At 64.1% G+C, this 25,892-nt stretch carries 19 protein-coding genes; 15 read left to right on the top strand and 4 right to left on the bottom strand.

Annotation, left to right across the window (positions count from 1 at the left end):
• Nucleotides 1–181 precede the first annotated feature (181 nt).
• From DFO63_RS13365 to DFO63_RS13335, 7 genes are all read left to right on the top strand, one after another.
• A complete protein-coding gene (locus DFO63_RS13365; RefSeq protein ID WP_119007179.1) occupies nucleotides 182–2,374 on the top strand; it encodes a Six-hairpin glycosidase-like protein in 2,193 nt (730 codons plus the stop codon).
• The gene (locus DFO63_RS13360; protein ID WP_119007178.1) at nucleotides 2,371–3,858 is read left to right on the top strand and encodes an MFS transporter; all 1,488 of its coding nucleotides are present in this window, start codon (nucleotides 2,371–2,373) and stop codon (nucleotides 3,856–3,858) included. The genes DFO63_RS13365 and DFO63_RS13360 overlap by 4 nt, the downstream gene beginning before the upstream one ends.
• Nucleotides 3,858–5,573, top strand: coding sequence for an alpha-amylase family glycosyl hydrolase (locus tag DFO63_RS13355; protein ID WP_119007177.1), 1,716 nt, complete (start codon nucleotides 3,858–3,860; stop codon nucleotides 5,571–5,573). The genes DFO63_RS13360 and DFO63_RS13355 overlap by 1 nt, the downstream gene beginning before the upstream one ends.
• Before the next feature lie 122 nt (nucleotides 5,574–5,695).
• A complete protein-coding gene (locus tag DFO63_RS13350; protein ID WP_119007176.1) occupies nucleotides 5,696–6,082 on the top strand; it encodes an SseB family protein in 387 nt (128 codons plus the stop codon).
• A 299-nt stretch (nucleotides 6,083–6,381) separates the two neighbouring features.
• Nucleotides 6,382–7,344: a transposase gene (locus tag DFO63_RS13345; RefSeq protein WP_119007175.1), complete on the top strand. Its 963-nt coding sequence runs from the start codon at nucleotides 6,382–6,384 to the stop codon at nucleotides 7,342–7,344.
• Between the two features lie 53 nt (nucleotides 7,345–7,397).
• Nucleotides 7,398–7,862, top strand: coding sequence for a GNAT family N-acetyltransferase (locus DFO63_RS13340; protein WP_049443859.1), 465 nt, complete (start codon nucleotides 7,398–7,400; stop codon nucleotides 7,860–7,862).
• On the top strand, nucleotides 7,859–8,155 hold the full coding sequence (locus DFO63_RS13335) for a hypothetical protein (RefSeq protein ID WP_049443857.1): 297 nt from the start codon (nucleotides 7,859–7,861) through the stop codon (nucleotides 8,153–8,155). Before DFO63_RS13340 ends, DFO63_RS13335 begins: the two co-directional genes overlap by 4 nt.
• 115 nt (nucleotides 8,156–8,270) lie before the next feature.
• Here DFO63_RS13335 and DFO63_RS13330 read toward each other — a convergent pair whose 3' ends face one another.
• The 3 genes from DFO63_RS13330 to DFO63_RS13320 form a co-directional block, all read right to left on the bottom strand.
• Nucleotides 8,271–11,855: a M1 family aminopeptidase gene (locus tag DFO63_RS13330; protein WP_119007174.1), complete on the bottom strand. Its 3,585-nt coding sequence runs from the start codon at nucleotides 11,853–11,855 to the stop codon at nucleotides 8,271–8,273.
• A 12-nt stretch (nucleotides 11,856–11,867) separates the two neighbouring features.
• A complete protein-coding gene (locus DFO63_RS13325; protein ID WP_119007173.1) occupies nucleotides 11,868–12,770 on the bottom strand; it encodes an ABC transporter ATP-binding protein in 903 nt (300 codons plus the stop codon).
• Between the two features lie 130 nt (nucleotides 12,771–12,900).
• Nucleotides 12,901–13,932, bottom strand: a complete 1,032-nt coding sequence (locus DFO63_RS13320) for a LacI family DNA-binding transcriptional regulator (RefSeq protein WP_049404959.1) — start codon at nucleotides 13,930–13,932, stop codon at nucleotides 12,901–12,903.
• Nucleotides 13,933–14,225: 293 nt separating this feature from the next.
• Here DFO63_RS13320 and DFO63_RS13315 point away from each other — a divergent pair, with 293 nt between their 5' ends.
• From DFO63_RS13315 to DFO63_RS13300, 4 genes are all read left to right on the top strand, one after another.
• Nucleotides 14,226–14,798 carry a single-stranded DNA-binding protein gene (locus tag DFO63_RS13315; protein ID WP_119007172.1) on the top strand — a complete coding sequence of 191 codons (573 nt, stop codon included), beginning with the start codon at nucleotides 14,226–14,228 and terminating at the stop codon, nucleotides 14,796–14,798.
• Nucleotides 14,799–15,527: 729 nt separating this feature from the next.
• Nucleotides 15,528–19,835: an RHS repeat-associated core domain-containing protein gene (locus DFO63_RS13310; RefSeq protein ID WP_147416451.1), complete on the top strand. Its 4,308-nt coding sequence runs from the start codon at nucleotides 15,528–15,530 to the stop codon at nucleotides 19,833–19,835.
• 15 nt (nucleotides 19,836–19,850) lie between these two features.
• A complete protein-coding gene (locus tag DFO63_RS22015) occupies nucleotides 19,851–20,105 on the top strand; it encodes a hypothetical protein (protein WP_135966044.1) in 255 nt (84 codons plus the stop codon).
• A gap of 834 nt (nucleotides 20,106–20,939) precedes the next feature.
• A complete protein-coding gene (locus DFO63_RS13300; protein ID WP_119007169.1) occupies nucleotides 20,940–21,485 on the top strand; it encodes an Imm57 family immunity protein in 546 nt (181 codons plus the stop codon).
• A gap of 321 nt (nucleotides 21,486–21,806) precedes the next feature.
• Here the strand turns inward: DFO63_RS13300 and DFO63_RS22145 are convergent, their stop codons facing one another.
• Nucleotides 21,807–21,983, bottom strand: a complete 177-nt coding sequence (locus DFO63_RS22145; protein WP_180886858.1) for a hypothetical protein — start codon at nucleotides 21,981–21,983, stop codon at nucleotides 21,807–21,809.
• On the opposite strand from DFO63_RS22145, the gene DFO63_RS13295 reads away from it, so the two are divergent.
• Genes DFO63_RS13295 through DFO63_RS13280 form a run of 4 tightly spaced genes read left to right on the top strand, consistent with a single transcriptional unit; the run spans nucleotide 21,919 to nucleotide 25,867 of the window.
• Nucleotides 21,919–22,815 (top strand): TIM barrel protein, encoded by an 897-nt coding sequence (locus DFO63_RS13295; protein WP_119007168.1) that lies wholly within the window; start codon nucleotides 21,919–21,921, stop codon nucleotides 22,813–22,815. The genes DFO63_RS22145 and DFO63_RS13295 overlap by 65 nt on opposite strands.
• A 27-nt stretch (nucleotides 22,816–22,842) precedes the next feature.
• A complete protein-coding gene (locus DFO63_RS13290) occupies nucleotides 22,843–24,528 on the top strand; it encodes a GMC family oxidoreductase (protein ID WP_119007167.1) in 1,686 nt (561 codons plus the stop codon).
• The gene (locus DFO63_RS13285; RefSeq protein WP_119007166.1) at nucleotides 24,528–25,109 is read left to right on the top strand and encodes a gluconate 2-dehydrogenase subunit 3 family protein; all 582 of its coding nucleotides are present in this window, start codon (nucleotides 24,528–24,530) and stop codon (nucleotides 25,107–25,109) included. Before DFO63_RS13290 ends, DFO63_RS13285 begins: the two co-directional genes overlap by 1 nt.
• The gene (locus DFO63_RS13280; RefSeq protein WP_119007265.1) at nucleotides 25,109–25,867 is read left to right on the top strand and encodes a DUF1080 domain-containing protein; all 759 of its coding nucleotides are present in this window, start codon (nucleotides 25,109–25,111) and stop codon (nucleotides 25,865–25,867) included. The genes DFO63_RS13285 and DFO63_RS13280 overlap by 1 nt, the downstream gene beginning before the upstream one ends.
• Nucleotides 25,868–25,892: the final 25 nt, after the last annotated feature.

The following is a 25,892-nucleotide window of genomic DNA, read 5'->3' as shown; positions in this document are numbered from 1 at the left end:
GCTACCGCGTGGCGCCATGAATACGTATGCAGATGGACGCAGCCGACAGCCCCGCGTCTACCATGGGGCCAAGGCACCTTGAGGGAGGGGCCGCGCCCGTCCACCGGCAATGGTGGTGCGGACCTACAACGCGTGCAGAGAGGGAGGGAGGCCGACGGGCGCAAGCCGGTCCGCCGCTTCGATGCTGAAGATCATTTGCCTGACCGCTGCCCTGGGGGCAGCGCTGGGATCGACCGCGCAGGCGGCCGACCTGCAATTCGACGGCCGCCATGCGCGTGCCGAAGCCGCTGCCAAGGGCAGCTTCGTGCTGCATGCGCCGAAGGGCACAGTGCAGATCGCAGCCGCACCGATGCGCAGCCAGACCGGCAGCGTGATGTTCGATGCGCTGTTCGCGCTGGCCCAGCAGGAGATGGACCAGGACCGCGTGGATGCGATCCGCGATCCTGCGTTCGACGAAGGCCGGCCGGTGCCGTGCGAGTGCTTCCAGACCGGCGCGCGCTGGCCCTACGTGTGGACCCGCGATGTCAGCTTCGCCGCCGACCTGGCGCTGGCGCGGCTGGATCCGCAGCGCACCCGGCAGTCGCTGCAGTTCAAGCTGTCGGCGGCCCGCGATGGCCATACGCCCGGCCTGTTCGTCGCTCAGGACACCGGTTCCGGCGGCAGCTGGCCGATCAGCAGCGACCGCGTGGTGTGGTTCCTCGCCGCACGCCACCTGCTGGACGACCGCGCATTCGCCGACCAGGTCTGGCAGGCACTGCAGGGTACGCTGGCGCAGGACCGCGCGATGGTGTTCGACGCGCAGATGGGCCTGTACCGTGGCGAGACCTCGTTCCTGGACTGGCGCGAGCAGACCTATCCGGACTGGACCCGTGAGGACGTGCGCTTCATCGGTGACTCCTACGCACTGTCCACCAACGTGCTGCACTACCAGGCGCTGCGCCTGGCCGAGCGGCTGGCCGGCCAGCACGGCGACGCCCGCGCGGCCGACTACGAGGCGTGGGCTGATGCGTTGGCGCAGCAGATCGATGCACGTTTCTGGCGCGAGGATATCGGCCAGTACATGAGCTATATCGGCGAAGCCGCGCACCCGGTGCCGTACGCCAAGGTCGATCTGCTCGGCCTATCGCTGGGCATCCTGGCCGAGGTGCTGCCACCCGAGCGCGCGCGCCGCGCACTGGCTGCCTATCCGATGGGGCCGGCCGGCAGCCCGGTGGTGTGGCCGCAGGAGGCGCAGCAGCCGATCTACCACAACCGCGCGATCTGGCCGTTCGTCAGCGCCTATTCGCTGCGTGCCGCGCGCCAGCTGGACGATGCGCCGCGCATCGCCGCCGAGATCCGTTCGCTGATGCAGGGCGCCGCGCTGGCCGGTTCCAACATGGAAAACTACGAGCTGGTCAGCCAGGCCGTGCATGTTGACGAGGGCGCGCTGAGCGGCCCGGTGGTCAACTCCGAACGCCAGCTGTGGTCGGTCGCCGGCTATCTGTCGATGGTGGTCGAGGGCGTGTTCGGCGTGCAGGACGATGGCCGTGTGCAGCCCAAGTTGCCGGCGGTGCTGGTACCGGAGCTGTTCGGCAGCCAGCGCAGCATCCGTCTGGACGCTGCGGGCAGACGCTACGTGCTGGAGCGCCCGAAGCAGCTGGGTGATGGATTGCTGGTAGCGGGCAAGGTGAAGACGCGCGGTGCCACCACCACCGTGCAGCTGGTCCCCGCCGCCGCGGCGCCACGCAGCGAGGTGATGACGGCCGACGCCAATGCACGCGCACCGGCCACGCCGGCCGCACCGCAGGCGCGACGCAAGGGCAGGGGCTGGAGCGTCGCGGTCGCTGCCGACCAGGTGCTGTGGCAGGACGGTCGGGCGCTCACCGCCCGCAATGGCGAGGCACGCATCAGCGACGACGGCCTGCAGCATTGCCTCAGCCTTACCCGGCGCGACGGCGCATTGGAATCGCTGCACAGCCCGACGGTCTGCGTCGGTCCGCAGCAGGCGCTGAAGGGCGCGCAGCGCTGGCAGTTCAGCTCGGCCAGGGCCGGGCAGGTGCGCCTGCGCCTGCAGTACCGCAATCCGAACGGGCCGATCAACACGGGCGTCACCGCCGCGGTGAAGCAGCTGGTGCTGCAGTGCCCGGGCATTCCCCAGCAGCGGCGGACGGTCACGCTGCCGCACAGCGTGGCCGTGCAGGACTCGACCTCGGCGACGTTCACCGTGGCCAAGGGCCGGTGTTCGGTCGTGCTTGAGGAAGGCTTCAACATGAGCGCGCTGCAACACTTCGCGCACTACACCGGGGGCAAGGGCGGCCGCGACGGCGTGCTCAACCAGGCCCAGGTGCAGGCGCTGACGGTGGCGCCGGTGGCTGCGGCAGAGGGCGCACGATGAATCGCACGGCCAAGCCGCAGCTGTCGTTCTGGCAGATCTGGAACATGTGTTTCGGCTTCCTCGGCATCCAGTTCGGCTTCGCCCTGCAGAACGCAAATGCCAGCCGCATCTTCGAGACCCTGGGCGCGGACATCGACGCGGTGCCAGGGTTGTGGATCGCGGCGCCGCTGACGGGCCTGCTGGTGCAGCCGGTGATCGGCTACCTGTCCGACCGCACTTGGACGCGCTGGGGGCGCCGCCGTCCGTTCTTCATGATCGGTGCGGTGCTGACCACGCTGGCGCTGCTGGTGATGCCGAACTCGCCGACGCTGTGGATCGCGGCTGGCACGTTGTGGGTGCTGGATGCCTCGATCAACGTGTCGATGGAACCGTTCCGCGCCTTCGTCGGCGACCAGCTGGCGCCACGCCAGCGTCCAGCCGGCTACGCGATGCAGAGTTTCTTCATCGGCGTGGGCGCCATCGTTGCCAGCTTCCTGCCGTTCATCCTGGCCCACTTCGGGGTCGCCAATACGGCCGCCGCCGGTGAGGTGCCGGACACCGTGCGCTATGCGTTCTACTTCGGCGCGGTGGTGCTGCTGGCGGCGATCACCTGGACGGTGGTCAGCACCCGCGAGTACTCACCGGCAGAGCTGGCCGGGTTCGATGATGCCGAGCCGCCGGCACATCACGCGGCGGCGACGATCAGCGGTCCGGCCCCCTGGGCACAGGTGGCCATATGGCTGGGGCTGGGCGTGCTGCTGGCGCTGCTGATCGCGTGGCGGCAGGGCGACAGGATGCTGTATGTGCTGGCTGGCCTGTGTGCCGGCCATGGCCTGCTGCTGGCGCTCGCGCGCACGTTGCCGGCCACGCACATGCTGGCCGCCATCGTCGGCGACCTGCGCGCGATGCCGGTCACCATGCGGCGGCTGGCGTGGGTGCAGTTCTTCTCGTGGTTCGCGCTGTTTGCGATGTGGATCTACACCACTGCAGCAGTGGCCAGCGCCCACTTCGGTTCGACCGAACCGGAGTCGGCGGCCTACAACGAGGGTGCCAACTGGGTGGGGGTGCTGTTTGGCGCCTATAACGGTTTCGCCGCGTTGGCGGCGGTGCTGATTCCGCTGATGGTGCGCATGATCGGCCTGCGCTGGAGCCACCTGGTCAACCTGTGGCTGGGCGGTGCCGGGCTGGTCTCGCTGATGTTCATCCGCGACCCGCACTGGCTGCTGCTGTCGATGGTCGGCGTCGGCTTCGCCTGGGCGTCCATTCTCTCGCTGCCCTATGCACTGCTGTCCGACAGCGTACCGGCATCGAAGATGGGCGTGTACATGGGCATCTTCAATTTCTTCATCGTGATCCCGCAGCTGGTCGCCGCCAGTGCGCTCGGCTTCGCCCTGCGTACGTTGCTGGGTGGCCAGCCGATGCATGTACTGGTGCTGGGCGGCTGCAGCCTGTTCATCGCCGGCCTGTGCGTGCTGTGGGTTCCGTCCCGTCCGGAGGTGGTGTGATGCGTGGTGCGCTGTCTGTTGCTGTTTCCCTGGTACTGCTGGCCGGCCATGCGGCGGCCGCGCCGCGCCCGGACTATGTGGGCACCACCGAGCCGTTTGCCAGTGATGCGGTGTACTTCGTGGTCACCGACCGCTTCGTCAACGGCGATCCGTCCAACGACCATCGCGACCAGGGCGGCACGCATCGCACCTTCGATATTCCGGTGCCGTGCCCGGACAAGGTGGACGGCAACATCGGCTATCTCGGCGGCGACTTCCGCGGCGTGCTCGACAACGCACAGTACATCCGCAACCTCGGCTTCGGCGCGGTGTGGATTACCCCCATCGTCGACAACCCGGACGAGGCGTTCACCGGCAGCAAGCCGATCAGCTGCACCAGCACGCTGACCGATCGCGGCAAGACCGGCTACCACGGCTACTGGGGCATCAACTTCTACAAACTCGACGAGCACCTGCCCAGCAAGGACCTGGACTTTGCCGGGCTGACCAAGGGCCTGCACGGTGCTGGCCTGAAGGTGGTGCTGGACATCGTCGGCAACCACGGTTCGCCGGCCTGGACCATGCCGATACGGCAGCCGCAGTTCGGCCAGATCTTCGACAAGGACGGAACGCTGATCGCTGACCACCAGAACCTGCCACCGCAGAAGCTGGATCCGAAGCACAACCCGCTGCACGCGTTCTACAACAATATCGGCCCGGTCGACAGCAAGGACGGTTCGATCTTCGACGGCAACCTCGCCGAACTGTCCGACTTCAACCAGGACAATCCGGCGGTGATGGACTATCTGGTCGGCGCTTACCTGCAGTGGACCGCGCAGGGCGTGGACGCGCTGCGCATCGACACCATCGGCTGGCTGCCGCACCCGTGGTGGCATGCCTTCGTCAAACGCATCCGCGCCGAGCACCCGGGCATGTTCATGTTCGGCGAAGCGTTCGATTACGATGCCGCACGCATTGCCGAGCACACCTGGCCGGCCAACGCCAACGTCAGCGTGCTCGATTTCCCGTTGCGCGGCGCACTGGAACAGACCTTCGGCACCGCCGGCAAGGGCTTTGAAACCCTGGCCGAGCCGCTGCACCTGAGCGGTGGCCCGTACGCCAATCCGTACGAGTTGATGAGCTTCTACGACAACCACGACATGCCGCGCCTGCAGGCCAGCGACAACGGCTTCATCGATGCGCACAACTGGTTGTTCACCGCGCGCGGCATTCCGGTGGTCTATTACGGCTCGGAAACCGGCTTCATGCGTGGTCGCGCCGAGCATGCCGGCAATCGTGCCTACTTCGGCCAGCCGCGTGTGGATGCTGCGCCGCAGAGCCCGATCTTCGCGCCGCTGCAGCGCATCGCCAGGCTGCGCGCAGCCACCCCGGCGCTGCAGCGCGGCCTGCAGGTCAACGAGCGCCTGCAGGGTGATGAGGCAGTGTTCTTCCGCGTGCTGCAGCACGGCGAAGTGGCGCAGACCGCGCTGGTGCTGCTGAACAAGGGCGACCAGGCGAGGACCTTCACCGTGGCGCGTTACGTCCAGAACGGCCGCTGGCGCGACGCGCTGGAGGGAGGTTCGTTGCGGGTGGACGGCTCGCTGAAGGCCGAAGTGCCCGCGCACGGAGTGAAGGTCTACGTGCTGGATGCCGCCGTGCAGCAGCCGGCGCTGCAGGCCGAGCTGGACAAGGCGATGGCCGACCAGAAGGCACGGGACCAGCGGCTGGGACGGTAGTGCCGGCCGCTGGCCGGCACCCCTTGAATCCACGGCACCTGCAGATGCCGGCCAGCGGCCGGCACTACCGGGTTCGGCCGCATCCGGCACAATAGGCACCCCTCACGCCCCGCCGTACCGCCATGACCGACCTCGCCCCGCAGACCCCGATCGAAACCCTGCTGAAGGCGGCGATGGATGGGGCCGTGCCGATCCGCGCCTTCATGGAGGCCTTCGTCGCCTCCGAAGTGGTGCTGCTGACCGGCAGCCTGGTGACTCCCGATGGCAGTGGCTTCGACCCGCTGCTGTTCGACAAGCAGGGCACCCTCCATGTGGCCGTGTTCACCGACCCGTCGCGGGTGGGCATCTACAGCCAGCAGGCCGAACACCAGATCCGCTGGCTGATGCTGGATGTACTGCGCCGCGTGCCGGGTGGCTACGGCGTGGTGATCAACCCGGGTACTTCGCTGGGCTTCGAGATCTCGCCCAGCGGCATCGGCGAGATCCTGAAGGACTTCGCCCAGCGCTGAGCGGTCACCGCGCTATATTTGTAGAGTCGAGCCATGCTCAACTGCCTTTCGCGCAGTGCGAGATCAGTCGAGCATGGCTTGTATGTTCCTCCCGGCTCCTACGCGGTATGTAGGAGCCAGGGTGGAGGGACCGTCAACATGTTATCTGCGGGTACCAGCCGACAGACGAGTCGAGCGATCCCCATCCCGCACCTTAACGTCGATAAAGGATCTAGCGGCCTTTGAGGACCGCCGATGTAGGCAAGCCAACGTGGTGCGGTACCACCCCAGCCCTTCAACAATAGCTGGGAGTTGCGCAGATGTCAGATCGTTTCGCCGTCGGTATTGATGCCGATTCACAGACCCTGGTGGTGGCCTACTACGGCACCAAGGGCAGCGCCCGCATCGCCAATTCAGCGTCGGCCATCACTAAGTGGCTGTCCGCTCTGCCGGCCAGGTCTCGCATTGGAGTGGAGGCAACCAATCGCTACCACGAACTTGTGGTTCAAGCTGCCCAGAAGGCCGGCCATGCCGTCTTTGTGCTCAATCCGCGCGACGTCAAACACTACGCCAAGGGCGTGGCTTGCCGCGGTAAGACCGACGCTGGCGACGCCCAGGTCATTGCGCGTTACATCGCCAAGGAGGCCGACAATCTGCACGAGCATGTCGCCCGTTCGCCTGCACAGGAGCGGCTGCACGTGCTTCTGCAGCAGCGCGATAGTCTGGTGCGGAACAAGGCAACGCTCCATCTTTCCCAGGGGACGGACGCGGCTGACTCAGCCATCTTCGGGCGCATTTTCAGTGGCCTGAAGGAGGCGATTGCGATGCTGGACCGGGAAATCCAACGACTCTGCCGCAGCGGCGAACAGAGCGATCTGTATCGACGGATCATGACCATCCCGGGGATCGGGCCGACGGTGGCTGCCTTTGTCACCCATCACATCACCCGCTGGCCGCTGGCCAGCTCAGACGCTTGGGTGGCCTGCACCGGTCTGGATCCGCGACCCAACGAATCCGGCGCACGGATCGGCCGCCGCCGTTTGTCCAAGCGAGGCAACGCCGGCCTGCGTCAAATCCTCTACATGGCGGCCATGGGCCTGACCCGATCCAAAGGCGGCAAGCCCCTCTACCTGGCCATCCGCGAGCGCGGACACAGCAGCACCGCCAGTTTCAACATTCTGGCCAGAAAACTGGCCAGGATCGCTTGGGGCGTCTTCAAGAGCGGTCGGGACTTTGACCCGGCCATGCTGAAAGTGGGTCAAGCCTGCTTCCAGCAGGCTTGACCACGAACATAGGATCTCGACTCTACAGAACGCTTCCCCATCGAGGCATTGCCATGGAATTCAGGGTGCTACCCGCCGATGCATTGGAACGGCAGCAGTTGGCCCGGTGGTACCACGCCGAATGGGGCCGCGACGCTGGCCTGTCGCTGGAACAGGAACTTCAGCGGCTGAACCCGCCACAGGATGCCGAAGGCTTTCCGCATCTGATTGCCGCCTTCGATGACGGTCAGGTGGTCGGTGCGGTGCAGCTCAAGCGCCGGGAGATGCAGGCCTTCCCGCAGTACGAGCACTGGCTCGGCAGCGTGTTCGTGGCCGAAAGTCATCGCGGGCGTGGGCTGGCTGGCGGCCTGGTCGAGCAGGCCGCGGCGCAGGCGGTGCGGATGGGTGTGTCCGATCTGTACCTGCAGACCGAGGCCCTGGATGGTGGACTGTATGCACGGCTCGGCTGGAATCCCCTGCAGGAAATCGACAACCGCCACTATCGTGTGCTGGTGATGGTGCGCAGGTTAGCCGCATGAACGCACCGGCATCCTCGCGCCATTCCCGCTCCGCGCTGATCTTCCTGATCGCGGCCATCGTCGCCGCGCTGGTGTCCATGCCCGTGCTGCGTGCGGTGGGCATGGTGCTGTGGCCGGTGTTCGTCATTGCCTGGCTGATCAACCTGGGCGCGGCCTGGCATCTGGCGCAGTGGGCACGTCAGCAGGGCCGTTCGGCGTGGGCCTACGGATTACCGGCCGCGCTCGGTACCGTCGCCTCGATCGTGGTGTATGTGCTGTTGGCGTTGCTGGGGCCCAAGTCCCCGGTGCGCTGAACCTTCGCGGCTGTCGTGGACAATGTGCCGAGCATGGCTCGGCACTACAGCAAGGCCGAGCCAAGCCCGCACGTGTTGCAAGGAGCGCCGGCGCATCAGCCGGCGCCCCGTTGCCTCACATCGTCACCTTGCGCCGGTTGTCATCGCTCACCCGGTCGATCAGCTTGTTGTACGGGTCGAAGCCTGCTTCATCAGGCTTTTCATCCACCGTCACCGTGATCTTCGGCGTGGCGCTGGTGATGTGATGGCGCTGCAGGTACAGCACCTTCTGGTCGCGCTCCTTGCCCGACGGCCCGTTGGCGAACACGCCGACCTCGACCCAGTCATCCATCTTCGCGTCGCTCTCCTTGCCCTTGCCATCGGCGTACTGCTTGGCGGCGTGCAGGTCCAGGGTCACGTCGTAGCGGCCGTCATCGCGCTTGCGGGCGCTGGCGGCCATCACCCGGTTGTCGTAGAAGCTGATCTTCTCGAACAGGTCGGTGACCAGCTGCTGGCGGTCAGCCGGGGTCTCGGCACGGATGTAGCCCAGCAGCTCGCGTGAGGTGGTGTATGGCGGCTGCTGGTAGCCCTTGTCCTGCAGGAAGCGCTTCAAGGCACGGTTCAGCGCCTGCTCGCCGATTTCCTCGCGCAGCCGGTAGAACACCAGCGAACCCTTCTGGTAGTGGATGTACTGCTGGTTCTCCACGCGTTCCAGCGGCTGTTCCTCGATGGCTTCGCCACCGCGGCCGGAGAGGTAGCCGTCCAGCTCGCGCTTGAGGAACTGGCGCATGTGCTGGCGACCGTACTCCTGCTCCATGACCATCAGTGCCGAGTACTGTGACAGCGACTCGGACAGCATGGTCGCGCCCTGTACGTTGGCGCCGATCACCTGGTGCGCCCACCACTGGTGCGCGATCTCGTGCGCGGTCACGTAGAACACGTAGTCCACCTTGTCCGGGTCACGCAGGTCGGCGATGAAGCCGATGGCCTCGGAGTAGGGAATGGTGTTGGCGAACGACTGCGCGAAGCGGGCATAGCCCGGAAACTCGATGATGCGCACCTGGCGGTGCTGGTACGGGGTGAAGTTCGCCTCGTAGTAGGCCAGCGACTTCTGCACCGCTTCGATCATCCGGTCCACGTTGTAGCCGTGCGCCGGATCGAAGTAGACCTCGATCGGAATGTCCTTGTACGTCGCCCTGCGCACCTCCCAGCGTGCCGAAAGATAGGCGTAGAAGTTCAGCATCGGCCGGTCCATGGCATAGCTGAAGCAGCGTCGGCCATTCACCGTGGTCTTCCGCTGCAGATAGCCCGGCGCCAGCGCTACCTGGTCCGGTGCGGTGCAGACCGTGGTGCGGAAGTCGAGCCAGTCTGCGTCGTTGGAGATGTAGGTGTTGGCGCGCGCGGCTTCGTCTTCCAGCTTGGGCATGCGCCGGGGTTCGCCGAGGCCGCGCTTGCGGCGCTCGTTGCGGTCGCTGATCTCGGCCCCCTCGTTGTAACCGAACGAGGGCAGCACGCGGCTGTTGAAGAAGGTGCCGTTGTCGACGATGTTGCTCGGCGCCAGCCCGGCGGTGATGCCATTGGGCTTCTGCACCACCCGGAAGTGCACGTTGCGGCTTTCACCTGGCTGCAGTGGCGTGGCCAGGCGGTAGATGCGGTAGCCAAGGTCGGCGTCATGCATCGACAGGGTTTGCCCACCCAGGTCAACCGCGACCAGCTGCTTGTCGTCGCCCATCGAGAGATGCACGTCCTGGATCGGCACGGCATGCGTGTTGCGCACCGTCCAGTTCGCGTCGATCACCATCGACTGCGATTCCGGGAACAGGTCCACGCGGTTGTCCACCGCCACGACGCGCGGCTGCGGCAGGGCGCGGTACTTCGATAGTTCGCGTTCGTAGCGGGCCTGCAGGTCCAGCTGCCGGTCGGGCGCGATGAACTCGTTGCGGATGTTGGTGCTCCAGTACAGCCAGCCACCCACGCCGATGAAGGCCAGTGCCGCCAGCCCGGCGAAAGCACCGGTGGGGCCGCGCAGGCGACGGCCGGCCAGTGCCAGGCGCTGGCGCAGCCCCTGGCTGACACCGCGTACCCAGAATGCGGAGGCCAGGCACATCAGCGCCAGCAGGAACAGCGCCCAGTAGCCCTGGAACGCCAGCTGCCCCGGCAGGAAGTGGCCGTAGCCGTTCATGTCCGAATAGGGCGCGTTGGGCCAGCTGCCGAAGTTGTACAGGTGCTGCGTGTAGTCGAGCAGGCCGAGCACGCCCTGGCCGATCATCACCACGATCAGCAGTGCGTAACCGACGAACTTGTTGTTGGTGAGTACCTGCAGCACCAGTGCCAGGCCACCCATCAGGATGTAGACCACCGAATCCAGCGCCAGGCTGCGCAGGTACAGCAGCGGCTCCAGATGCGTGTAGCCCTTGGCCAGCTGTACGCCAATCGCGGCCACTGCACCGGCCGCCTGGAAGCAGACGATCACCGCCAGTAGTGCGGTGAACTTGGCCAGCAGCGGCACCCAGTTCGGCACCGGCATGGCATCGGTCACTTCGTTGATGCGCGCGCTGCGTTCCTTCCAGACCAGCTCGCCGGCGAAGAACAGCACGATGATCACCAGCAGCCAGCTGAAGGCGCCCTGCAATCCCATGATCATCTGCGAGGTGACCGGCCAGATCGGGGTGCCGTACAGCGTCTGCCGGAACAGTGCGCTGGGCAGGAAGTTGGTCAGGCCCAGTACCAGCAGCACGATGAACGGCACGCTGCGCAGGACGCCGCGCGTATCGAAGCGCACCTGGCGCAGGAACTGCCGCCACGCGGTGGTGGCGGTGAACGCCGGTACCACGCGCGGCAGCGTTGCGCGGGTCGGGCGGGCGGCGCTGGCGTCGGCAGCCGGCTGCGACTGCCTGCGGCCCCAGCGACGGCGGCCGCTGCCGCTGCGCTCGGTACGGAACAGCGCGAAGGTGGCGGCGAACAGCGCGGCGGCCACGCCCAGCCACAGGACGCGGTTGGCCAGCAGATAGCCGGTCAGTGCGGGAATACCACTGTTGCGCTCGGCGGTGGACCAGTAGCGGATGGTGCGGCTCAGTGCGCGCATGCCCAGCGGCTCGCTCAGCACGGCGATCCACGTGTTGTCGATGTCGCGCAGCAGGGCTGCACTGACGCCATACAGTACGAGGTAGGCCACCAGGCCGATGTAGACCCACAGGATCGAACGGGTCAGCGCCGCCAGCAGTGACAGCAATGCCGTGGTGAACAACAGGTTGGGAATGATGATGACCGCGAACGTCCAGGCATAGCCCCGCCAGCTGATCGGCCCCATGCGTTGGGGGTCGACCCACGGCATGAACGGCGCCAGCCACAGGCCGAACGCAATCACAACGTAGACCAGCAGGCCGGCGGCAAGGGCGGCGGCGATACGCCCGGCCAGGTAGTCGCGGCGCTTCACCGGGCTGGCGAAGATCAGTTCGGCGGTGCCGAGTTCGAAGTCACGCAGCAGCGCATTGCTGACGAACAGCGCAGTGACCAGCATGCCGAGCAGGGTGAAGATGCCCAGCATCTGCGCGATCACGGTGGGCGCGTTGCCGTGTACGTTGCCGCTGCCGCCACCGATCTGTACGGCGTCGCTGGAAGCGGCGGCGAAGGCGAGCAGGGCGAACAGCCCGGCCAGCAGCCACAGCAGCGGAGAACGCAACTGCTCGCGCAGTTCGAAACGGAAGAAGTTGAGGATCATGGCGTGCTCCGCTCAGGCTGCCGCGCGGGCACGGGCCTGCAGGCGCAGGCGCTGGAAATACACGTCCTCAAGGTCGGGTGCCACGGCCGCAAAGCCGTCACCGGGGTCGTTGGCGCTGTGCACATGGATCACCGGACGGCCACCGAGCAGGCGGGTCGACAGCACCACGTAGCGTGCTTCATGGTCGGCCAGCTCCGAAGGATCGACCTGCTTGCGCCAGACCTGGTGCTGCAGGGCGTCGATGGCCTCGGCAGGACGGCCGGTGAGCAGTACCTGGCCCTTGTTCATGATCGCCATCGTCGGGCACAGGTCGGTCACGTCCTCGACGATGTGGGTCGACAGGATCACCGCCACGTTCTCGCCGATCGCCGCCAGCAGGTTGAGGAAGCGGTTGCGTTCCTCCGGGTCGAGGCCGGCGGTGGGTTCATCGACGATCACCAGCCGCGGGTCACCCAGCAGTGCCTGGGCAATGCCGAAGCGCTGGCGCATGCCGCCGGAGTAGGTGCCGAGCTTGCGCTTGCGCGCGTCCCACAGGTTCACCTGCTGCAGCAGCCCATCGACCACCTCGCGGCGCTGCGCACGCTGGGTCAGGCCCTTCAGCACCGCGAAATGCTCCAGCAGGTCCAGCGCGCTGACCTTCGGGTAGACGCCGAAGTCCTGCGGCAGGTAGCCCAGCCGACGGCGCACCGCGTCCTTGTCGCGCAGCACGTCGATCGACGCCTCACCCGGAATGCTGAGGGTGGCCGTGCCACTGTCGGCCTCCTGCAGGGTCGACAGCGTGCGCATCAGCGAGGACTTGCCGGCGCCGTTCGGGCCGAGCAGGCCGAACATGCCGCGCGGGATGTCCAGGGTGACGTTGTTGAGGGCATGCACGCCGTTGGCGTACGTCTTGGACAGCGAATCGATCTTCAGCATGCGACGTACACCTTTCCCTGGGCGATGTCTGCGCGTTATCCGCGCATCGGCGTCCGTGCGCATCCGCCGTTGGTCATGGGGGGAGAATCCGGCCGTCGTGCGTTGGCCGGCGCACCGGCCCTGCGGGTGCCTACCCGCGCAGCGACGATTCCCGTACCACCAGCTTCACCGGGATGCTCTGGCTGTCCACCGGCTGCCGCCCGATCAGTGCCAGCAGGCGCTCCACCAGCAGCTGGCCGGCCTGCTTGGTGTCCTGCTGCACGGTGGTCAGCGCCGGGGACACCGAAGCCGCCAGCGGGATGTCGTCGAAGCCGGTTACTGCCACGTCCTGCGGCACTCGTCGGCCGGCCTCGCGCAGGGCGCGCATCGCGCCGATGGCAATCAGGTCGCTGGCCGCGCAGATCGCATCGATCGGTTCGCCGCGCGCCAGCAGCGCCTGGCAGGCCTCCTGGCCGGAGGCTTCAGTGGTGATCGCATCGTGCTGCAGCGCCGGCTCCGCCGCCAGGCCGTGTTCCTGCAGGGCCGCCACATGGCCGCGGTAGCGTTCCTGGAATTCGGGGTAGTGGCTGGACGCATGGCCGAGGAAGGCGATGCGGCGGCAGCCCTGCTGCAGCAGGTGGGTGGTGATGTCGTGCCCGCCCTGGAAGTTGTCGCTGCCGATCGACACGCCGGGCTGGCCGGGCAGGGCGGCGCCCCAGCGCACGAAATGTGTGCCCTGTTCGACCAGCCGCTGCAGGCGGTCGCGCGATTCGTGGTAGTCACCGTAGCCGAGCAGGATGATGCCGTCGGCCTTGTTGCTGTCCTCATAATCGGCCTGCCAGTCGGTGGACAGCTGCTGGAACGAGACCAGCAGGTCCTGCCCGTGCAGGGCGCAGGCGCGGGTGATCGAGCCCAGCATCGAATGGAAGAACGGGTTGATCAGCGAGTCGTCGTTGGTCGGGTCCTCGAAGAACAGCAGGGCCAGCGTGCCGGCATTGCGCAGGCGCAGGCTGGAGGCGTTCTTGTCGACCTTGTAGTTCAGCTCGCGGGCGATGCGCAGGATGCGCTCGCGGGTCTCGGCGTTGACCATCGGGCTGCCACGCAGGGCGCGCGACACGGTCGGCTGGGAAACCCCGGCCAGGTGGGCGATGTCCAGGGAGGTGGCTTTGCCTTTGATGGTCATGGGCACGCGGAAGGGGCAGGGTGGAAGGTGCCCGGGCATGATGCCATGGGTCGACGCGGATGCCCTTCCCGATGTCCGCCGAGGCGAGGGTAAGTCATTGCCGGACAAGGAAATCAGCCCAAACCTCCGGTGCCGCCGGGGTCTTCCGGCCGGGCGGATGGCGGCGGCAATGCTAAGATGCATCGTTCTCGCACTCCCCCAAATTTCAACAGGGGCGGCCCAGCGTACTGCACCCCCGGCCGGGGCTGTGCTATCACTGGCGGTCTGCCCCTGGACAACGGACGAAGGTATCTATGGCGCGCGGCATCAACAAAGTCATCCTGGTCGGCAATCTCGGCAACGACCCGGACGTGAAGTACACCCAGGGCGGCATGGCGATCACCCGCATCAGCCTGGCTACCACCAGCGTCCGCAAGGACAAGGATGGCAACCAGCAGGAGCGCACCGAATGGCACCGCGTGGTGTTCTTCGGCAAGCTCGGCGAGATCGCCGGCGAGTACCTGCGCAAGGGCAGCTCGGTCTACGTCGAAGGCAGCCTGCGCTACGACAAGTACACCGGCCAGGACGGCGTGGAGAAGTACTCCACCGACATCATCGCCGATGAAATGCAGATGCTGGGCGGCCGCGGTGAAGGCGGCGGCGGTGGCGGCGGTGGTGGCAACTACGGCGGCGATCGTCCGCAGCGCCAGCAGGCGCCGCGCCAGGAGTACGGTGGCGGTGGCCAGCGTGGCGGCCAGGGCGGTGGCTATGGCAACCAGGGCGGTAACCAGGGTGGCGGTTACGGCAACCAGGGTGGCAATCAGCGCCCGCAGCCGCAGCAGGCGCCGCCGATGGACGACTTCGCTGACGACGATATCCCGTTCTGATTCCTACTTGACGGTTTTGGTGTTGATAGAGGCCCTCATCTTTATGGATGGGGGCCTTTTTTTCGTTAGGCAGAATCCAGCCGTGATCTAACCTTCTACTTGCGGCAGGGTGTTGATGGATGACTGGCGACACACCATAGCGAATCAGAATGGAGAGCGGCACCGGAAAGCCGTCTGCTCGAGCCCATCGCTGGTGCATGGCTTCGGCGGGTCTTGATACGGCGTGCGAAGGACAGGCATAAACCTAACGAGCTGGCGCGGGGCTGTCGCACACCCTGTGGACACGGTTACCGCGGGCCTATGCTCAATTGCGGTGTGCTTCTCCAAAGCTTGTCTTGTCGCACAAAATCTGTCATTAGCTTGCTCTAGGATTTGCCCATCCCCAGCAAGGTTGGGGGGAAAACATGTTCGTTCCGTGCATTAAGGACTGATGTCGGATGGAATCCTTTGGCCGGACTTGCCAGTTGTCTTTCACATGGAGTGTGTACCAATGGCATTTGCAATGCCCTGCGCAGCCACAAGGCTGCCGCCATTCTCTCCTTCTGCCTAGCATTAGGCAGTACATCGACTGCAAGGGCAGCCACCTACTACGGCCCTCCCTACACGGTTCAGTCGTTTCGCGGCGTTGGCTCGTTTGAGAGCATAGGTGCGGCGGTCAACTTCTTGGTTGGGAAGATCCAAGCCCCTTGCCAACAGGACCCCAAGTGCACCAAGCCGCCCGTTGTCACGGTGCGATACGGCACCGACGGTTGGGCTGCGACGATCTATGTCAATGGGAGTGTTAGTGACAACGTCTTTGCTTCCGAGATACTGATTGGACAGCCCCAGAAGAATTTCGGCGGGTGCCAGAAGCGTTGTTCGGCTGGGCTTGGCTCCGCTACCGATGGAACTGGGGCTCGAGGTGCTGCTGACAGTGCTTCAAAGGCCAATGCCCGTGATCCAGGAAGCCCGTTTGAGGGTGATCCGATCAATACCTCCACTGGCAACTTCTATCGGCAGGAAACGGACTTCGAGTCTCCGTCAGGCCTGATGTTCCGGCGGTTCTACAACAGTTCTGCTCGTGCCCCGGGTTCTTCTTTGGGTCGTCAGTGGCGCCATCTTTTTGATCGGCGACTCGAGGTGCTTGCACCCACCACGGGAGCGGCCGGGGACCGCACGTTCATTCGTGCCATTCGGCCGGATGGCAGTTCAGAGCTGTTCACACGAACCCCAAGCGGCTGGACTGTCGACGCCGATGTGGCAGACGTGCTCGTTGATCGAGAGGCGGGCACCGGCTATGCATTGCAGTTGGCGGCGAACCGCCAAACCGAAGTCTACGATGCAACAGGCTTGCTGAAGGAGGTCTATGACTCTGCAGGCAGGAAGCTTCTGTCCTTGCAGTATTCAGACGCAACCACGCCGGCAGATGTGGCGCCAGTCGCTGGGCTCCTGTTGACCGTTGGCGACGTCAGCGGGCGCACCTTGAGCTTTAAGTATGATGCTTCATCGCGATTGACCACGATGATGTTGCCAGATGGTTCATCGCAAGCGTTTGGCTACAACCCCGCAGGACAGCTTGCCTCGGTGACCTATCCGGACGCCACAAGCAAGGGCTACATCTACAACGAAACAGCCAACAGCCCCACTGTCTCAGGTACGTCCTTCCTCACAGGGATTGTGGATGAGAAAGGCATCCGTTACGAGACCATTAAATTCGACTACAACCATCGCGCTTATCACGCTGAGTTCGCTGGCGGAGTTGATATCACAACCCTGGACTACGCCGCTTCCACCTGGAAGGGAACGCTGCCAGTCACCGTCAAGGGGCCACTCGGAGCCACTTCCAAATTGGGCTTCGTGGATACAGGAAAGGGGCGTTTGATGCCCGCGGGCGGTTCGGCCGCCTGTGGTGACCAATGCAACCAACCCTACAAGGCCATGACCTATGACGTGAACGGCTACCCGGCGTCGGTCACGGACTTCAAGGGAATCACTACAAGGACCACTTACACGGCAGACGGGTTGCTGGCCGAACAGGTTGACGCCGCCGACACCCCCCAGCAGCGCACCACGACGACCACGTGGGATAGCGCACTGCGTTTGCCCCTGAGTCGGGTGGTAAAGAACTCTGCGGGCGTGGCCGTTTCCAGCAGTTCATGGAAGTACAACGCGTTGGGCCTGGAGGTCGCGCGGTGCGAGGTGGATCCTGCCAATTCGGCTGCGGTCGGGTATGCGTGCGGAACTGCAACCAATGCACCCGCTGGGGTTCGTCAATGGACCACCGCCTACTGCTCGGCGGTGGATGCCACCCAATGCCCGCAAGTCGGTCTTGTCCTTTCCGAAGACGGGCCGCGGTCCGATGTTCAGGACGTTACCAGGTACAGCTACTACCTGACCGAGGATGAGTCGAGTTGCGGCGTTTTCGGGGGCTCCTGCCACCGCGCTGGTGACCTTCAGTCCGAGACCAATGCTCTCGGTCAAGTGACGACACGGCTGGCCTACGACCGAAATGGACGTGTCAGGCGTCTTCGGGACGCGACGGGCACGATCCATGATTTCGGCTATTCCACTCGAGGCAAGCTCACTGCGATAACCGAGCGGAACAGCGTGGACGGAGCTGCGTCTACCAACGATCGCGTGACCTCCCTTTCCTATGATGCGACAGGTAATGTCGCCTCGATTGTTGACCCCGATGGAGTATCCCTCAGTTACACCTACGATGATGCGCACCGTCTCGTCCAGATCAATGACGGGGCCGGGAACAACATTCGCTACACCCTCGATGTGGCAGGCAATCGCACCAAAGAGGAGGTGTTCGACGCAGGTGGTGGACTGAAGCGTTCGCTCTCTCGCGTTTACAACAAGCTGGGGCAACTGGTCTCCCAGAAGACGGCAGCGGGGAATTCAACCGACTTTACTTATGACCTGGCGAACAACGTCCAGCTCATCACCGATGCCCTGAAGCGCAAGACGCAGTTTGACTACGATCCCTATGGAAGGCCCAGCAGGGTGCTTCAGGACGTTTCCGGAATGGCGGTCGAGACGCGATACGAGTATGACGTCGAAGGCCGGACCACCAAGGTGGTCGATCCCAAAGGCCTGGCGACCATTTACGGCTATTCAGGGCTGGGCGACCTGTTGAACCGCCAGAGTCCTGACACGGGCGCAACCACTGCCAGTTACAACAGTGCAGGGCAGCCGGCGAAGCAGGTTGACGCCAATGGCACGGCTAGCAGCTACACATACGATGCCCTGGGGCGCGTGGTGCGCAAGGTTTATGGGAACGAAGCGATTGTTGCGTCATACGTGTATGACCAAGTCGAGACCATCTGCTCACCTGATGAGTCGTTTGCAACCGGGCGGCTCTCATCCATGCAGGATGACGGCGCTAAAACCCAGTATTGCTACGATCGCTCCGGCAATGTGACGCGCAAGGTGCAGACGTCATCGGGGCAGAGCGTGGGCGTCAGCTATGCCTACACCAATGCTGGCCGACTTCGTTCTGTCACCTATCCTGACGGAACGGTGGCGGACTACAAGCGAGATGCGGCCGGCACGGTCACCGAGATCGGTGTGACTCGACCGGGTGCTGCTCGTGTCGTGTTGCTTTCCAGTGCAAAGCGCCATCCCTTCGGCCCCTCTGCGGGCTGGGCCTACGGCAACGGGCGTACGTTGGCGCGAGACGTCGACCAGGATTACCGTCCGTCGGCGTTGATCGGCAGTGGCTCGGGAGCACTGAATGCAGCCTTCTCGTTCAGTGCCGTGGGCGAGTTGACCGGCCTCACCTCCGGAGGGACTGGGGCAACGTCCGTATCGCTGACCTACGACGCCTTGAGCCGATTGACTGCCTTCAAGGATGCGGCCACTGGCTCGATCATCGACAGTTACTCCTACGACGTCACGGGCAATCGCACGTCTGCGAAGGTCAATGGAGCTGAGCAGGCCTATGCCTATCCGTCCGACAGTCATCGCCTGCAAAGCGTTGCGGGCGTGTCGCGTGCCTACGATGCGGCCGGCAACACGCTTTCGATCCAGGGCGTGGATCGCGAGTTTGCTTACAACGCAATGGGGCGCTTGAGTGCGGTGAAGCGAAACGGCACGGTTGCTGCGGAATACCATTACAACGATCTTGGCCAGCAGATAGCCCGTAAGGCCGGAGGTGCCTCAGCACTGAGTCTCTACGATGAGCGCGGGCAATGGCTGGGGGAATACGACCAGGCGGGTATTGCGCGTCAGCAGGTGATCTGGTTGGACAACCTGCCTGTCGGATTGCTGAAGGGTAGCGCGCTCTACTACGTTCAGCCGGATCATCTGGGCACCCCTCGCGTTGTCGTTGACCCAGCCCGTGACGTCGCAGTTTGGACTTGGGATCTGAAGGGGGAAGCGTTCGGTGCGACGGCACCAAACGAGGATCCGGACCAGGACGGCACGCTTTTTGAGTTCGCGATGCGCTTCCCTGGGCAGAGATACGACGCTGAGAGCGGCCTTCACTACAACGTTCAGCGTGACTACGATCCCGCCAGTGGCCGCTTCGTGACGTCAGACCCGCTCGGATTGCAGGGGGGAATCAGCACCTACGGCTACGTGAAGGGCAACCCACTCGCATCAGTTGACCCCGATGGGATGCTGGCAATTCCTTTACTGCCCCCGCCCCCGGTGGTCACGGGCGCCCCGGGTGCCGTTGGGGCGTACAATGGGGCCGACCTCAGCAATCCGAACGGCAATTGGGATTTTGGACCGAAAATCAACTTGGACTCCATCAAGAAGGTCTTGATGCTCCAAGAAATGATGGGGCTCGGTCCCAACGGTTGGCTTAACCCCAATAGCGCTACGTCGCAGATGTCATTGGCTGTGCTTAAGCAAGCTTGCTCTACGGAGGAGAGCGACGAAGATGACCACTGCGACAAGAGGTATGCAGAAGAGACGGCAGTGTGTAGAGCGATAAAGAAGCGCCGAAGTTCAAAAGCAGCCGCAAGGTGCTACGCTTCCGCCGCACAGCGATATGCGGCTTGCTTGCGAGGAGAGCACGTTCCCGTATTTGATGTGTGGAACAATTAATTTAGGTGGAAGTCCATGAATTCTGAAGTTTATTCCCACCTTGTTGAGATAGATGAAGATACTAGGGTTCTATCGATTTACAGGATTTTCCCCCGGCGTCGAGAGTTATATACCTCGGTGGAATTGCCCTCCGGGCCGTGTGTGGCTGGCAACGCTGTCTTCGATGATTTCTTCAAGCTTTTAGGCGAGAACATTGTTTTTGATTCTCCTCAGGGCAGGCGTTGCCTTGGTTTGGATGATGAGGATGGCGAAGTTCTTGGGCCTGGATGAAGTAAAGGAATGGCATGAACGCGGGGATAACCTTGGCGCGTGCGCCTGCCGGGCCGTGTCGATGCTCTTGACTGACGGGGGCACCTGACGAGTGCAGATGTTTACGTTCGAACAAGCTCAATCGAACAGAACGCCTTCCTTGCCTGACCAGCGAGGATTTGTTTACACATTTGGTAGTCACAACCGTTCTGATTCCTACTCGACGGTTTTGGTGTTGATAGAGGCCCTCATCTTTATGGATGGGGGCCTTTTTCGTTAGCAACATCAGTTTCTGGCAGAATCCCGCCGTGATCCATCCTTCTCCTACAGCGAGATGTTGATAGATGACTGGCGACACACCTGAGCGAATCAGATTTGAGAACGGAGAACGACACGGGAAGACGTCTGCTCGAGTCCATCGCTGGCCGCGGAAGCAATCATCAGCATCGGCCCGTTTCGACTATCGATCTGTGCATGGTCTCGGCGGGTCTTGATGACGGCGTGCGAAGGACGGGTATAGGCCTAGCGAGCTGGCGTGGGGCTGTCGCAGATCCTGCGGACACGGTCTCTGCGGGCCTATGCCCAATTGCGCCGTTCTTCACCAAAGCAAGCCCAATGGCCGAGCCTTGGAGCCCGCTCCAGGAACCAATACATTTGGCAGATCCCTGATAAGGTCACACAGCTGTGCAAACGCCTTTGGTCCGTCCCTTGGGCCGCACTTCTGTTCCGAGGGGTGCGTGACTGGCACCGCTGCCGATCTGAAAAGGCTCAATGAGCTAATCGACGATGAGCCAGGGAGTACTCTGCAGGTAATGGATCAGTTTACACGTCTTCCCCCACGTTTCTGGTGAGCCGATGAATACCACTGCGCAAATTTCGTGCCTCGTCCTTTGCGTCCTGCTTGGGTCTTCCGTGTCCGCCCGTCCGCTGTCAGAAAGACTCGCGGCGGACATCGAGATGGCCGAACACTCTATTCTTGCCTCGCTGGTGGTGCACAAAAGTTCCGAGAGCAAGTCGCTGTGCTCTCAGACGCCATATGCTTGTGCAGGAGCAGACGGTGCTGAGCTTGGTCTCGCCTTGATAGGGGGCAGCAGGAGTGCTGCCGCTCCTCGGCACTTGGTTGAGCTGTCGCGATTCCGTATGGATGGAGCGCTTTCCGAGGACTACAAGTGCTACCTCGCCGCGCATGGAAATTCAGTGGCTCAGGCTGCGCCGAAGCTGGATGCCAAGAAGCTGGCAGGGCAATGCATGTCCGAATTTGCTGCTTTCAAACGTCGGGCCGGCGCCGCGAAGTTCGACGTGGCGCCCGAGAATATCTGCAACTCAGTGGCGGACATCCAGCGATCCCTGCGTGAAGCTGTCCGACTAGCCAATGCAGGCGGTGAATGTGACGGCTTCTGAGTCGGTCGTCGGAAAGAGCTGATGCGTAGGTGATTCGCGAAGCCTTGGCTTGGTTGACTACTGTCGCTCGACGTCACGAGCTATACAGCTCTTCAATCCGCCGGCTCCGAGGCGGTGCTGGGCCCTGGCGGCAGGGTGCGCCCGGATGCATAGGGCCAATGCCTTGGCTCGGGGCATCGAAGTTCTACTGACTTTGCTCGCTCGCTTGAGGAAAAAGCCAGTAGATTTCATCTCAGGCGACGGATTTGGTTAGAAAAGAAAGCCCCGCCAATGCGGGGCTTTTCTTTCTGTGCGATGTCGTTGGCATTGTGCTTCGCAGCATCAATTTTCGTGCACCGCAACTTGCAAGCATCCAATTTCCTCGCCTATGGTGCAATCGATTGCATTGCTGTCAATCGTTGCGTTTGATACCGGTTGGGAGGCCGGCAGGTGGATGTCCATCCATTCGATCAGACCGGCTCCGGCGACGGGCCTCACGCGGCGCGATGCGTTGCGCATGGCGGTTGCTGGAGGCGTAGCGCTGGGTACTGCGGGAGCGTTGCCTGCATTCGCCGCCACCGCAGCGCTCAAGGGCAACCTGAAGCACTCCGTGGCGCGTTGGACCTTCCCGCAGCTGTCGGTCGCCCAGCTCTGCACGACGGTGAAGAACATCGGCTTCGCCGCCATCGACCTGGTCGGCCCGGAAGACTGGCCCACGCTGAAGGCGAATGGCGTCTACAGCTCGATGTGCGACGGCGCAGAGCTGGGCCTGACCAAGGGCTTTGCCGGCCGCGAATTCCACGACCAGCTGGTGGAGCGCTACACGCGGCACATCGACCTGGTGGCTGACGCCGGCTACCGCAACCTGATCTGCTTCTCCGGCAACCGCAACGGCATGGATCCCCATGACGGCATGGCCAATGCCGAGGCCGGCCTCAAGCGCATCCTCGGGCATGCCGAGAAGCGCGGTGTCGTGCTGGTGATGGAGCTGCTCAACTCCAGGGTCGACCATCGCGACTACCTGTGCGACCACTCGGCCTGGGGCGTAGAGCTGTGCCAGCGGCTCGGCTCGGACAACTTCGGCCTGCTCTACGACATCTACCACATGCAGATCATGGAGGGCGACATCATCGCCACCATCGGCAAGCATCACGCCTGCTTCAAGCATTACCACACCGCGGGCGTGCCCGGCCGGAACGAGATCGGAGACCAGCAGGAGCTCCACTATCCGGCCATCTGTCGCGCGATCCGCGACACCGGTTTCAAGGGGTATCTGGCGCAGGAGTTCACGCCTGCAGCGCCCGATCCCGTTGCCTCATTGCGCGAGGCGATCCGCCTCTGCGACGTCTGAAACGATATCCACCCAGGTGAGAAACCCATGGCAGATAATCACTACGACGCCATTGTTGTTGGCTCGGGAATCAGTGGCGGTTGGGCGGCGAAGGAGCTGACCGAAAAGGGCCTGAAGGTCCTGATGCTGGAACGCGGGCGCAACATCGAGCACGTCAAGGACTACGTCAATGCGATGAAGGAAGCGTGGGACTTCCCGCACCGCAACCGGCCAACGCAGGCGATGAAGGCCGACTTTCCGGTGCTGATGCGTGACTACGGCCTGGCCGAGAACCTGGAAGGAATGTGGGCCAACGAACAGGACTCGCCCTACATCGAGACCAAGCGCTTCGACTGGTTCCGCGGCTACCACGTCGGTGGTCGCTCATTGTTGTGGGGCCGGCAGAGCTATCGCTTCTCCGACCTGGACTTCGAGGCCAACCTCAAGGATGGCATCGCCACCGACTGGCCGATTCGCTACGCCGACATCGCGCCGTGGTACGACCATGTGGAAAGGTTCGCCGGCATCGCCGGCACGCGTGAAGGGCTGGACGTGTTGCCGGATGGCGAGTTCCTGCCGCCGATCCCGTTGAACATCGTCGAGAAGGATGTGGCCGCGCGTATCAAGAAGGCCTTTGGCGGCACCCGGCACATGATCCACTCGCGCACCGCCAACATCACCAAGCCGATGCCCGAGCAGGGCCGCGTCAACTGCCAGTACCGCAACAAGTGCATCCTGGGCTGTCCTTTTGGTGCCTACTTCTCGACCCAGGCGGCGACGCTGCCAGCGGCGATGAAGACCGGCAACCTGACCTTGCGGCCGTTCTCGATCGTCAAGGAAGTGCTCTACGACAAGGACCGCAAGCGTGCGCACGGGGTGGAGGTCATCGACGCGGAGACCGGGCAGACCTACCAGTACACCGCCAAGGTCATCTTCCTCAACGCATCGTCCTTCAACTCGACCTGGCTGCTGATGAACTCGGCCACCGACGTGTGGGAGGGCGGGCTGGGCTCTTCGTCCGGCGAGTTGGGGCACAACGTGATGGACCATCATTTCGGTGCAGGTGCCTCGGGCCGGGTCGAAGGCTACGAAGACAAGTACTACTTCGGCCGTCGACCCTGCGGTTTCTACATTCCGCGCTTCCGCAACGTCGCGGCCGACAAGCGCGGCTACCTGCGCGGGTTCGGCTACCAGGGCGGTGCCAGCCGCACCGGCTGGTCGCGCGAGATCGCCGAGCTGAACATCGGTGCCGATCTGAAGGAGGCGCTGACCGTGCCCGGTGACTGGCGCATCGGCATGACCGGGTTCGGTGAAATGCTGCCGCACCACGACAATACGATCCGCCTGGACCGCGAGCGCAAGGACAAGTGGGGACTGCCGGTGCTGGCGATGGACGTTGCCATGCGTGCCAACGAACTGGCGATGCGCAAGGATATGGCCGCCGATGCCGCCGAGATGCTGGAGGCGGCCGGCGTCAAGGACGTGAAGATGCATGACAACGATTACGCCCCGGGCAAGGGCATCCACGAAATGGGGACCGCGCGCATGGGACGTGATCGGAAGAGCTCGGTGCTGAACCAGCACAACCAGGTCTGGGATGCCCCCAATGTCTATGTGACCGACGGTGCCTGCATGACCTCCAGCGCCTGCGTGAATCCCTCGCTGACCTACATGGCGCTGACCGCGCGCGCGGCCGACCACGCGGTACGCGAACTGAAAGCGGGGAACCTCTGATGGATCGCCGCGAACTGCTGAAGATGATCGTCGCCGCTACCGGCGTGGCCATGGTCGGCCTGCCTGCGCTCGCGCAGGGAAACGCCGCTGCGGCACCGGTGAAGACCCTGTTTTCCGATGCCGATATCGGCACGCTGGACGAGATCGCCGAGACCATCCTGCCGCGGACCCGGACGCCAGGGGCGAAGGATGCCGGCGCCGGCCTGTTCATGGCGACCTTCGTCAGCGACTGCTATACCGCACGGCAGCAGTCGACGTTCCGCGCAGGGCTGGCCGACATCGACAGACGCGCCGGCGGCCGCTTCGTGTCGCTCACGCCGGAAGCCCGAACCGAATTGCTGCGCACGCTGGATGCGGAAGCAAAAGCAAAATCACACACGGCCGAGGTCACCGAGACCGGTACGCCTGAAGAGGGCGAGGCGATGCCGCACTACTTCACGATGCTCAAGCAGTTGGCCATCTTTGGCTTCTTCACCTCGAAGGTCGGCGCGACCGGGGTGCTGCAGTACGTCGCCGTGCCGGGGCGCTACGACGGCGACCTCGCCTATGTTCCCGGCACGCCGGCGTGGGGGACCAGCTGATGGAGCGCAACAGAATGATCAAGCCGGTGCTGATCGCGGCCACCGTGCTGGCCGCTGCACCCGTGTTCGCGCAGAACGGTGCCGACGCCGCGCGCGATCCGAAGAAGACCGAGGTGTGGACGCCGGTGCCCGCGACCGTGGCTACGCCGCAGGGCAAGGCCCCGTCCGATGCAATCGTGCTGTTCGATGGCAAGGATGTCTCCGCGTGGGAGTCGGAGCAGGGCGGACGCGTGCCCTGGAAGGTTGCCGATGGCGCCATGACCGTCGTGCCCGGCAGCAAGGGCATTCGCACCAGGCAACGCTTCTGCGACGTCCAGCTGCATGTCGAGTGGCGCACGCCCACCGGCACGAAGGGCTTCGACGGACAGAACCGCGGCAACAGCGGCATCTTCCTGCAGGAGCTGTACGAGCTGCAGGTGCTCGACAGCTACAACAACCCGACCTATGCCAATGGCCAGGCGGGCTCGATCTACAAGCAGGCCATGCCGTTGGTGAACGCCTCGCGCGCACCGGGACAGTGGCAGGCCTACGACATCCTCTGGAAGGCGCCACGTTTCTCGCAGGGCGGCGGGCTTGTGTCGCCCGCGCGCATCACGGTGCTGCACAACGGCGTGCTGGTGCAGGACGACACGGTGCTGGCGGGCAAGACCGAGTACATCGGCGCGCCGTCGTACTCGCCGCATGGGTGCGCGCCGCTCTATCTGCAGGAACATGACGCCAGGGTCAGCTACCGCAACATCTGGATGCGCGAACTGTAGGGGCATGCGGCCGGCGTGATCGCCG

Origin of the sequence: Stenotrophomonas sp. AG209 (genome assembly GCF_003550055.1) — a bacterium.
Classification (GTDB): domain Bacteria; phylum Pseudomonadota; class Gammaproteobacteria; order Xanthomonadales; family Xanthomonadaceae; genus Stenotrophomonas.
This window is presented reverse-complemented; position numbering and strand designations above follow the sequence as displayed.